The 11,311-nt window shown below is 67.1% G+C and carries 8 protein-coding genes; 4 read left to right on the top strand and 4 right to left on the bottom strand.

Annotated features, from left to right (window positions below):
• Positions 1-306 precede the first annotated feature (306 nt).
• Together ASE83_RS10490 and ASE83_RS10485 are read left to right on the top strand one after the other, a co-directional pair.
• Positions 307-522 carry a hypothetical protein gene (locus ASE83_RS10490; protein WP_055789157.1) on the top strand — a complete coding sequence of 72 codons (216 nt, stop codon included), beginning with the start codon at positions 307-309 and terminating at the stop codon, positions 520-522.
• A gap of 69 nt (positions 523-591) precedes the next feature.
• Complete coding sequence (locus tag ASE83_RS10485; protein WP_055789338.1) at positions 592-972, top strand: VOC family protein; 381 nt, start codon at positions 592-594, stop codon at positions 970-972.
• Between the two features lie 6 nt (positions 973-978).
• On the opposite strand, the gene ASE83_RS10480 is transcribed toward ASE83_RS10485, so the two are convergent.
• A complete protein-coding gene (locus ASE83_RS10480) occupies positions 979-1,527 on the bottom strand; it encodes a CAP domain-containing protein (protein WP_235513212.1) in 549 nt (182 codons plus the stop codon).
• Between the two features lie 35 nt (positions 1,528-1,562).
• Here ASE83_RS10480 and hemW point away from each other — a divergent pair, with 35 nt between their 5' ends.
• Both hemW and ASE83_RS10470 read left to right on the top strand, forming a co-directional pair.
• Positions 1,563-2,723, top strand: coding sequence for a radical SAM family heme chaperone HemW (gene hemW / locus ASE83_RS10475; RefSeq protein ID WP_055789152.1), 1,161 nt, complete (start codon positions 1,563-1,565; stop codon positions 2,721-2,723).
• Between the two features lie 61 nt (positions 2,724-2,784).
• A complete protein-coding gene (locus tag ASE83_RS10470; protein ID WP_055789149.1) occupies positions 2,785-3,780 on the top strand; it encodes a N(4)-(beta-N-acetylglucosaminyl)-L-asparaginase in 996 nt (331 codons plus the stop codon).
• Positions 3,781-3,839: 59 nt separating this feature from the next.
• Here ASE83_RS10470 and ASE83_RS10465 read toward each other — a convergent pair whose 3' ends face one another.
• From ASE83_RS10465 to ptsP, 3 genes are all read right to left on the bottom strand, one after another.
• Positions 3,840-6,842 carry a TonB-dependent receptor domain-containing protein gene (locus ASE83_RS10465; RefSeq protein ID WP_235513211.1) on the bottom strand — a complete coding sequence of 1,001 codons (3,003 nt, stop codon included), beginning with the start codon at positions 6,840-6,842 and terminating at the stop codon, positions 3,840-3,842.
• Between the two features lie 255 nt (positions 6,843-7,097).
• Positions 7,098-8,771 carry an N-acetylglucosamine-specific PTS transporter subunit IIBC gene (gene nagE, locus ASE83_RS10460; RefSeq protein WP_055789147.1) on the bottom strand — a complete coding sequence of 558 codons (1,674 nt, stop codon included), beginning with the start codon at positions 8,769-8,771 and terminating at the stop codon, positions 7,098-7,100.
• Positions 8,768-11,275, bottom strand: a complete 2,508-nt coding sequence (gene ptsP / locus ASE83_RS10455; protein ID WP_055789144.1) for a phosphoenolpyruvate--protein phosphotransferase — start codon at positions 11,273-11,275, stop codon at positions 8,768-8,770. Before ptsP ends, nagE begins: the two co-directional genes overlap by 4 nt.
• Positions 11,276-11,311 lie beyond the last annotated feature (36 nt).

Genomic DNA, 11,311 nt, shown 5'->3' with positions numbered 1-11,311 from the left:
CGCCATCGCCACTCGCTACGACCAGCTAGCCACCAGCTTTCTGGGCATGGTCCACCTCGCCACCGCAAGATACTGGCTCAAATTTGTCCACGCTGCCTAAGTCTGTTAGTCCTGAGTAGCCATTGCGCCGGTCGAAAGGGCGTATCGAAGGTCCGCCACGGCAAGATGCTTCGATATGGGGCTTCGATATGGGGCTTCGACTTCGCTCAGCCCCTGCTCAGTACGAACGGTCTGGCGTTGGTGGAGCGTACCGACGGGGAACGCCCCACCCCACCCGGGCATTGGGCGTTCCGAAAGGAACTGCCCATGTCCGACGCGATCACCGAAACCCGCCACCGCGAGATTGCGGTCGAGCATCTCCTGTTCTGGACGATGCGCTATGTCGAGGAACAGCATCCCGGCCTGCTCGACTCGCTCGAAGCCAGTCTCGATAAGCTGGGCGATCCGACGCCGGGCAGCGACAAGAACGACCACGCCGTCCGCCATATCGCCGCCAAGATGATCGCCGGCGCGCGCGGATGATCCATTTTTGTTCTTGATACGTTCGCGTAACCATTCTACCTTCCCGGCACAATGCAGGGAGGGAAGACGATGACGGTATATGCGACGATAGGCGTGGTCGATCCGGCGATTTCCCACGCTTTTTACGACGCGGTGCTATCGACGATCGGCTGGCGCAGCCACGCCGATTTCCCCGGATGGCGCGGCTATTCGAAGGGCGGCAGCGGTGAAGGCTTCGTACTGTGGGCCTGCATTCCGTTCGACTCCGCGCCGGCAACCGCTGGCAACGGCACGATGATCGGCTTTTTCGTCGACAGTCAGGCCGAAGTGGACGCCTTTCACGCCGCCGCGATGGCGCAGGGCGGCAGCGACGAGGGTGCGCCGGGTCTGCGTCCCTATGGCGCGAACTGGTACGCCGCCTATCTTCGCGATCCGGCGGGCAACAAGCTGGCGGTCGTCCACAATCCCTGACGCAGATCAGAAGGCGCGCTGCCCCGGATAATTGCCGGCGGGCACGTAGCGACAGACGATATAGTCGTCCTTCGCATTGCTCGCCTGGGCACAGCCGAACCGCTGGGTCGTGTGCCACATGATCTGAGTATAATGACCGACATCCTCGAACCAGCCGGTGCGCGACACCGCCGGCAGGACGCCCGGCACATAATCGCGCTTCTCCGCCACCCAATGCCCGACCATTTCGCCATAGCGATAGGCACCACGCGTGCCGGTCCACAGATTTTCGCCTTGCTCGGGCACCCCGCGCGGCTGCGGCGAATGTTCGAAGCGGAGGGCAGTGGCGAGCGTATCGGCATAGCCCTGCGCATCACGTGCCAGCGCCGGGTCCCATGCCAGCGGCGGCAATCCGGCTTCCGCCCGCGCCGCCCGGTGGCCCGCCTCCATCGCCTGCCGCAGTTGCGCCGCACCGCGGGGCGCGGCCCCTTCGAACGCGCGGGGTTCGACGACGCGGTCGGGGACGTGCGCCGGCCCGGCGGAACAGGCACCCAGCAGCATCGCAGCCATCAGCATTTGTATCGCTCGCATCGCCCCCATATGGGACGGCGATGCAGCCCGACCAAGTTCCCGCCTCTCCTCCCTTGGCACTCTACGTCCATTGGCCGTTCTGCGTGTCGAAATGCCCTTATTGCGACTTCAACAGCCATGTCCGCGACAGCGTCGATCAGGCGGCGTGGCTGCAGGCGCTGTTGTCCGACCTGGCGCACGAAGCCGCCGCCCTACCCGGTCGGCGACTGGCGTCGATCTTTTTCGGCGGCGGCACGCCTTCGCTGATGCCGCCCGCGACCGTCGCGGCGATCATCGAGGCGGCTTGCGCCCATTGGCCGCCGACCGACACGATCGAGATCACGCTGGAAGCGAACCCCTCCTCGGTCGAGGCCGCCCGCTTCGCCGACATCGCCGCCGCAGGGGTCAACCGCGTGTCGCTGGGTATGCAGGCGCTCCATGACGATGCGCTCGCATTTCTGGAACGCGCGCATGGCGTGGACGAAGCACTGGCGGCGCTGGACGTCGCGCAGCGGCATTTCGCGCGGGTCAGCTTCGACCTGATCTATGCCCGTCCGGGCCAGTCGCTTGCGGCATGGGAAGCGGAACTGGCTCGCGCGCTGTCGTTCGGAACCGAGCATCTCTCGCTCTATCAGCTCACTATCGAACCCGGCACCCGCTTCGCCACGCTGGCTGCCAGGGGGCAGCTGACCCTGCCTGATGCCGACCTGTCCGCCGACCTGTTCGAAACGACGCAGGCGCTGACCCGCGCCGCCGGGCTGCCGCTGTACGAGGTGTCGAACCATGCCCGGCCGGGGGCCGAGAGCCGCCACAACCTGACCTATTGGCGCTATCGCGACTATGCCGGCATCGGTCCCGGCGCGCATGGTCGCCGATCGGGACTGGCGACGGTCCGCCGCAAGAAGCCGGAAAACTGGATCGCCGCCGTGGAACGCAACGGCCACGGCATCGAACGCGAGGATGCGCTGACCCCCGACGAACGCGTGACCGAGGCGCTGGTGATGGGCTTAAGGATGCGTGAAGGCGTAGACCTCGCCCGCATCGCGATGCTGGGCGCGCGGCCGATCGATGCGGTGGTGCGGGCGGACGCGGTGTCGCTGCTGGCACGGCAGGGATTGCTGGTGCGCGATGGCGACCGGCTGGCGCTGACCCCGGCGGGGATACCCGTGCTCGACGCGGTGCTGCGCGAGATCGCGGTCTGATCCTCTTGCCCGACTGCCGGGGAGTGCGCACAACCGCGCATCACCAGTGAAAGGGCGATCCATGCCGACCATTACCCGCCGCACCGCCATTGCCGGCATCGCCGCCGCGACCGGCGCGGCCCGCCTGCCCGCACAACCGCGCCGGCCCTCCGTTCTCCGCGTCGCCTCCACTTGGGATTTCGGTGCCGCCGCCAATGACGCCGCCGTCGCCCGCTTCCGTGCCGGCGGCAGCCTGATCGATGCGCTGGAGGCCGGGGCGAAGGTGCCGGAGGCCGACCTGTCGAACCATTCGGTCGGCAAGGGCGGCTATCCCGACCGCGACGGGCGGGTGACGCTGGATGCGGTCATCATGGACGACAAGGGCCATGTCGGCGCGGTCGCCGCGCTGGAGGACATCGCCCATCCCATTTCGGTCGCGCGCGCGGTGATGGAGCGGACGCCGCACACCTTCCTGGTCGGCGACGGCGCGCGGCAGTTCGCACTGGAATCGGGCTTCACGGCGGAAAAGCTGCTGACGCCCGAAGCGGAGGCCGAATGGCGCAAATGGCTGAAGACGTCCAAATATGCGCCCATCGCCAATAGCGAGAATGCGCGCGCACCACTGGGCGGTCCGCTCGACCATGACACGATCGGCATGATCGCCCGTGCGCCGAACGGCGAACTGGCCGGCGCGTGCACGACGTCGGGCATGGCGTTCAAGCTGCATGGCCGCGTCGGCGATTCGCCGCAGGTCGGCAGCGGCCTGTTCGTCGAAGCCGGCGTCGGCGCGGCGACCGCAACAGGGCTGGGCGAGGAAGTCACCCGCATCGCCGGCACCGCGCGGGTCGTGTCGTCGCTACGCGCCGGCATGGCTCCGATGGCGGCGTGCCGCGAGGCGGTGGAGCATATCGCCAGGCTGCGGGGCAAGGCGCTCGATGGGGTCCAGGTCGGCTTTCTGGCGATGGATCGCCACGGACAGGTCGGCGCGTTCGCGATCCTGCCGGGCTTCACCTATGCCGTCACCGGCGATGACGGCCGCAGCACCGTGTTGAAATCTGCCAGCCTGCGCAGCGCCTGACACGAAAAGGCCCGCCCCCCAATTGGGGAGCGGGCCCTTTCGTCACCTTGCGATGCGGATCAGAAGCGGACGGTAGCGCCGGCCACGATCTGACGACCCAGCAGATCGTACCGGAACAGCGTGTTGTTGCGCAGCAGTCCGAGCAGCGACCGCGAGTTCGGGATCAGCGGCGGGTCACGATCGAACAGGTTGTTGACCGCCAGACGCAGCGTGTAGCGCTTCGCCACATTGAACGTCGCCGCGAGGTCGAAGTAATTGTAATCGCGGATGCGGTTGTAGGTCGTGCGACGATCCGCCGTACCGTACGGAATGCCCGTATCAGCAGAGGCGTTGTAGGTGATCGTCATCGGCCCCTGATAGCGCCAGTTCAGCGACAGGCTCACGATGTTCTCGACCGACGACCAAGTGGTGCGCAGGCCGTGGGTCCATTTCGGGAAACCCTCGCCGCAGAACGGGCCATAATAGCCGACGCACTGGCGCGGCGCGACCGTCGGTGCCTCCTGCCCGCCGATCGACGTCATCAGCGTGCCGTTGAAGTTCAGGTCGATGCGGCCCGCCTGTTCGAGATTCAGCGCATATTGGCTCTGGAAGTCCCAGCCGTGCGAGTCGCTCTTATATCCGTTGCTCGTGCCCTGAATGAAGAAGCCGGTCGACGGGTTGCTGTTCGCCGGGCTGTACAAGGTAAAGGTGGTCGGATTGCGCACGATGCCGCGGCAGAAATACGGGTTCTGCGTCTGGATACAGCCGTTAACGAAGTCGTTCGCGCCGAAGTAGCTGATCTGGTCGTTCAGATCGATCAGGAACCGGTCGACCGAGACGGTCAGTCCCGGCAGGAAGCGCGGACGCAGGATGACACCGAACGTCTTGGTGTAGGCGGTTTCCGGCGTCAGTTCGAACCCGCCGTTGCGGATCGTGCACAATCCGTCCGGGCAGCTGAGCGTCTGGCTGCCGTACAGATTGTCCGGCAGACCGGTAGCGCGGCAGGCGGCGATGCTGGCCGTAGGGGCCAGGAACCGGCCTGGATTCTGCGGATCGGGCGTCGTGGCACAGGGATCGTTGCGCGAACCAACGGTCACATAACCGATATTGCTGGCCGAAACGACCTGGGTCAGCGTGGGCGCGGCCTGCGCCTTGTTGATCGATCCGCGGAAGGTGATGTCGTCGACCGGGGCCCACAGGCCCTCGATCTTCCACGTGTCGAACGATCCGTTGAGACGGTTGTACTTCGAACGGCGATAGCCGGCGTTGACCTGCAGCAGCTGGGTCCAGGCGCGGTCCTCGACGATCGGCAGCTGCGCCTCGACGTTCCCTTCCCAGATGTTCTGGGTGTACCGTGCGTCGGTGCCGCCGTTCGTTTCGCGGAACAGCGCATCGGCGGTTTCGATATAGCGTTCGGCGCGGAATTCGACGCCCAGTGCGATCGCGACCCCCTGCTCGGCCAGCGGCGACTTGATGCCATATTTGCCGAGGTCGCCCGACACCGTACCCAGCACCTGCCACATGCTGGGCTTGCTGATCTGCGATCCGTCGACAGTCTCGAACGCGTAGTTCGCGAACGCCGCATCGTTGTTGTACGGGCGGAAGGGGTTGAACGGTACGCACGACGCGCCGCCAGTGCGGCACGTCGGCACGCCATTCACATTGTCGACGATCAGCGACTGGCGCAGCCGGTCCAAGTTCGGGAATGCGGGATAGGTCAGCGTCGACGTATTCGTCGAATACACCCCCGACAGGTCATAGTGCCACGCGTCGAACACGTTGCCGCGAATACCACCGGTTACGCGATACCCCTTGTTCTCGAACTTGTTATAGGCGGGCGGCAATCCGTCGAAACGATATAGCAGGTTGAACGGGACCAGCGTGTTCGTACCCGCGGCATTGCCGCACAGCGTTTGCCCCTGCGACGCCGACAGGAACGGATTGTTGCAGTTCACCTGATAGGATGACGCGCCGAAGACGCTTGCCGGATAGACGCGCAACGGCGTCGGGTTCTGCGACCGGTCGCGATAGGCCAGCAGCGTCGAATAGATTTCGGCCGCGTCCGACAGCTTGATGGTCAGGAAGCCACCGGCATTGATTCGGTTGAATTCACGCTGGGCGGCGAATTCGTCGAACGGGTTCGCGGCTGCGCCCTGGGTCGATCCCCACGGGACGAAATTGCCCGACCCGTCAGGATTGTTGACCAGTACCCGCCCGGCATTGGCACCGGCACCCGGGATGATCGTACCGACCTGGGTGTATTGGCTGCGGGTGCAGCTCAGTGCCGAATCGCGGGTCGGCGTCGTCACTTCGCAGGCCGACCACGACCGCGAGCCCTGCGGCAACAGATCCGCCTGGCGATAGCTGAAGAAACCGGTCAGGTTGACTCGGTCATCGAGCAGCGACTTGCCCGCCGTCAGCGTCACGTCCATGCGTGCGCCGTCATTGGTCAGTCCAGTCGGCGCCTGGAAGAACGATCGCCGCGCCGCAGCCGTCACGGCGTTTTCGCGGTTCTGATGGTTGTAGAAATTATAGTTGGCGTTGATTTCGACGCCGTCGAAATTCTTCTTCAGAATGAAGTTGACGACGCCCGACACCGCGTCCGAGCCGTACACTGACGACGCGCCGCCGCTCAGCACGTCGATCCGTTCGACCAAAGTCGCCGGGATGATGCCGACGTCCAGACCGTTCTGGATGCCGAGGCGGAGGCCATCGACCAGCGTCAACGTGCGTTCGAAGCCCAGGCTGCGCAACTTGATGCGCTGGCGACCGCTCGATTCCGCGTAATTCTGTTCGGCGTTCGGGGCGACCTGCGGCAGGCGGTTCAGCACCTCTTCGATCGTGGTCGCGCCCTGCGCCTGGATTTCCTGCGCGGTTACGGTCGCGATCGGGGCGGCCGATTTATTGTTCGGACGGACGATGCGCGTGCCGGTGACGACGATCGCCTTGTCGTCATCGTCGTTGGTCGTCGACGTGGTGTTGGTTTCCGGCAGAGCCTCTACCGGCACAACCTGCGCATGGGCAGTCCCCGCGAGCATGGTCGCAAGACACGATGTCGTCAGCAGCTTCGTGATCGATTTCATGGACGTCCCCCTTGTGGTGCCGCGCTGCGCTTGGAGTCCGGCCACCGATCGATGCGAAGTGGCAACGGCGACCCTGTTCGCCCTGCCCCCGCATCCGGGCCGAACCGCCAACGCCTGCGTCGCGCGGATCATTTCACCTGTGAGACATCTTTCCGCCAGCGAGCATCGCCGTCAATATCATGTGAAACCGGTTGCTATTCACGCAGTCGGTATTGCTAATTAGTGCGCTATTTGGGCAACACACCGTCAGCGTTGTCAGACCAACAGATGCACGACGGTCGGCGCGACCTGCCGCGCTGCGCGGATGCCGGGCAGGATGGCGGGGTCGATCGTGCAGGGTTCGCGCAGTTCGACCCGGACCCGGCCCGCCAGTGCCTGCACCCCTGCGACCGCCGCCGTGCCGCCCAGTGCCGCCAGCAGATCGCTCGACAGTGCGACCGGCGCGTCGACCGGTGCCGGTGCCTGGGTCACCGCTGCCGCCATCGGCGCACCCGCCCCGGCTTCGCGAATCTCCTCGGCCACCTGATCGGCGATCGGGCCGACGATCACCTGCACCGCGCGGTCCGACGGGCGGATCACGCCCATTGCGCCCAGCGCCTTGAGCGCCGCTTCGTCAACCAGCGCCTGATCCGCCACCACCAGCCGCAGCCGCGTGGTGCACGCGCCGATGCTGGCAAGGTTCGCAGTGCCGCCCAGCGCCGCGAGGAACGCCCGCCCCCGCTCACCGGCTTCGACAGGTCCGCCGTTCATCGGTGCGACGCTGGCGTCGCGGCCCGGCGTCTTGAGGTCGAACCGCACGATGAAAAAGCGGAACACCCCATAATAAACCGCGAAGTAGACCGCACCGATCGGCAGCAGCAGCAGCGGCTTGGTCGCCTTGCCATAGTTCAGCACATAGTCGAACAGCCCGGCGGAAAAGCCGAAGCCCAGCCGCACGCCCAGCGCATCCATCACCGCCATCGACACGCCGGTCAGCACCGCGTGGATCGCGTAGAGAATAGGCGCGAGGAACATGAACGAGAATTCGATCGGCTCCGTGACACCCGTCAAAAAGCTGGTCAGCGCCAGGCTGAGCAACATGCCACCCACCGCCTTGCGCCGGTCGGGCAGCGCCGAGCGGTACATGGCAAGGCACGCGGCGGGCAGGCCGAACATCATGATCGGGAAGAACCCGGCCATGAACGCGCCGGCATGGGGGTCGCCGGCAAAGAAGCGCCGCAGGTCACCGGTCGTGCCGTTGAAGTCGCCCAGCACGAACCACGCGACGTTGTTCAGGATATGATGCAGTCCGGTCACCAACAGCAGCCGGTTGAGCAGGCCGAAGCCGAACAGCCCGAAGCTGCCCGATGCCACCAGCCCGCGACTGGTCAGGTCGAGCGCGGTGCTGATCCCCGAAAAGCTTAGCCCCAGCAGCATGGCGATGCCGACCCCGGCCAGCCCGCTGACGATCGGCACGAAGCGACGACCACCGAAGAAGGCGAGATATTCCGGCACCTTGATCGTCGCGAACCGGTTGTAGAAACTGCCCCCGATCAGGCCGGAGACGATACCGATCGGCACGTCGAGCTTGCCGAACGCCTTTGCCTTCCACGCCGCCGACAGGATGGCGGCGGTGGCTTCGTCGAAGCCGCGCGTTACCTCGGGCGGGACGGTCAGGAACACCGGCCCGCCATTCTTGACGACGAGGTAGCAGACCACACCCGCCAGGCACGCCGCGCCGTTACCGTCGCGCGCAATGCCGCAGGCGACGCCGATCGCGAACAACAGCCCGAGATTGTTGAACAGCGCATCGCCCGCCGCCGCGAGCAACCCGATGTCGAGCAGATCGGGCTGGCCAAGCCGCAACAGCAGCCCCGCCACCGGCAGGACCGCGATCGGCAGCATCAACGCCCGGCCGATGGGTTGCAGCGCTTCGACGATCGACTTCATGCCGCAACCTCCTGGAGAAATTCACGAGCCAGCGCGCGGACCTCGCGCGCAGACGATGCCGCCAGCGCGCGCAGGGCGAGCGTGCGACAGGCACCGGTATCGAGCCGGCGAACCAGCGCCTTCAATTCAGGGACGAACCGGGGCGACGCCGACAATTCGGTGATGCCCAGCCCGATCAGCAACGGCACCGCCAGCCGGTCGGAGGCGAGGCCGCCGCAGACGCCGACCCAGCGACCATGGCGTTGCGCGCCGTCGGTCGTGTGCGCGATCAGTTGCAGGACCGCCGGATGCAGCCCGTCGACCCCGCCCGCCACCGCCGGATTGCCGCGATCCATCGCCAGCGCATATTGGGTCAGGTCGTTGGTCCCAATCGACAGGAAATCGGCATGGGCGGCCAGCGTCGCCGACGTCACCGCCGCCGCCGGGGTTTCCACCATGATGCCGACCTCGACCCGCTCGGCGATGCCCATTTCGCCGCGCAGCCGTTCAACCACGGCGCGGACGGCGGTGATTTCATCGACGCTGGCGACCATCGGCACCATGATCCGGCACTGCCCGACCGGCCGGACCGACAGGATCGCACGCAGCTGCGCATCCAATATCTCCGGCATGGCCAGCGCCACGCGGATGCCGCGCAGGCCGAGCGCCGGATTTTCCTCGGTCGCGATCGGTAGGTAGGATGCCGGCTTGTCGCCCCCGACGTCGAGCAGCCGCACGATCAGCGGCCGCCCCTCCAGCGTGGCGGCGATGTCGCCGTATAGTCTGGCCTGTTCGGCGACATCCGGTGCGGTATCGCGGTCGAGGAACAGGAATTCGGTGCGCAGCAGGCCCGATCCTTCCGCGCCGTTCGCCATGGCGGCGACCGCATCCTCGACCGAGCCGAGATTGGCGAACGCCTCGATCCGCACGCCATCGGCGGTGACGCAATTCTCCGCTGCCTGCGCCAGCGCGGCGGCACGGTCGGCGGCGCGACGCTCCATCCGGGTGCGAGCATCGGCCAGCGCCACATCGTCGGGCGCAACATGGATCACGCCGTTATCGGCGTCGAGGATCAGGGACGCCCCCTCCTCCACGCCGCTGAGCGGCGCACCGACCGCGACCAGCGCAGGCAGGCCCATCGTCGCCGCCAGGATCGCGACGTGCGAGGTCGGGCCACCGCGTTCGACCAGCAGGCCGGCGACACAAGCCGGGTCGAGCGCCATCACCTGCGACGGCAAGAGGTCGTCGGCGAGCAGGATGGTGCCCGGCGCGAAGGTCATCTCATCATCCGCCGCGCCGGTCAGTTCGCGCAGCACCTGCCGTTCGAGGTCGAGAAGGTCGTCGGCCCGCTCGGCCAGCCGGGCATCGCCAAGGTTCCGCAGCGTGTCGGCCTGCGCGCGCGTGGCCTGCCGCCACGCATGGCCCGCGTCGCGGCCATCCACGACCGCGTGGACGGCGGCTTCGCGCAAGGCCGGGTCGTCGAGAAACGCGATATGCGCCGCGCGGATCGCCGCGCCCGCGCCGGTGCCGTCCTGCGACGCCAGCCGGTCGCGCACCGTCGCCAGCGCGCTGTCCAGTCGGGCAGCTTCCACCCCCGGCCCCTGCCCGTCGACCGGAACGGCGATGTCGGCGACGCGCAGCCAGCGCGCGGTGCCGATGGCGAAGCCGGGCGCGGCGAGCGTGCCGGCCAGTTGTCCCTCGGGTAGTTCGACCGGCTGGGCCGGCGGCGGCGCAACGACTGGAGCGGCGGGTGCCTGCGCCACCCCCTCGCCCATGCCGCCTTCGATCAGTTCGACCAAAGCGGTGACCGCCTGCGCGGCATCGGGGCCGCTGGCGATGACGGTGATCGTGTCGCCGAAACGGATGCCGAGGCCGAGCAACCCGACCGCGCCCGAGGTCCTGGCCTCCGCCCCGTCCTTCGCCAACCAGCTCGTCGCGGTGAAGCCGCGCGCGACCTCCCCGATGCGAGCCGCCGGGCGGGCGTGGATGCCGTGCGCCAGCGGGACGCGGACATCGGCGACCACGCGCTCCGCCGGCGCCCCCTGCGGTTCGGTTACGACCGCGCCCAGCGGTTCCAGCGTCAGCAGCGCGTCGCCGACCGCGACCACGCGCCCGCCCGTCCGGTCGGCGATGCGGAAATGGTCGCCATTGGTGACGATGACCGGCGTCATCAGCGACGGCGCGGCCTGTACCAGCGCGTCGAGGTCGAAATCGATCAGCGGCTGGCCGCGCGTCACCTTGTCGCCGACCGCGACCTTCGCGGTGAAGCCGCTGCCGCCCAGTTGCACCGTGTCAATGCCGATATGCATCAGCAGCTCGACCCCGCCCTCACCCCGAAGCGTGATCGCATGGCCCCCGGCGTGCAGCGTCAGGATCTCGCCATCGCACGGCGCGTGCAGCGTGGAGCCGAGCGGATCGATCGCGGCGCCGTCGCCCAGCATCCGTCCGGCGAAGACCGCATCGGGCACATCGTCGAGCGCGGCCGCCCAACCGTGAAGCGGCGCGGTCAGGTGGATGGCGGTCATCAATGCCCCCTTGGGTATATGGCCCGGCCGCGATCG

The sequence above is a fragment of the Sphingomonas sp. Leaf32 genome, assembly GCF_001421765.1.
Taxonomy (GTDB): domain Bacteria; phylum Pseudomonadota; class Alphaproteobacteria; order Sphingomonadales; family Sphingomonadaceae; genus Sphingomonas.
Note: the sequence above shows the minus strand (reverse complement) of the source record. Positions and strands in the feature narration are given on the sequence as shown.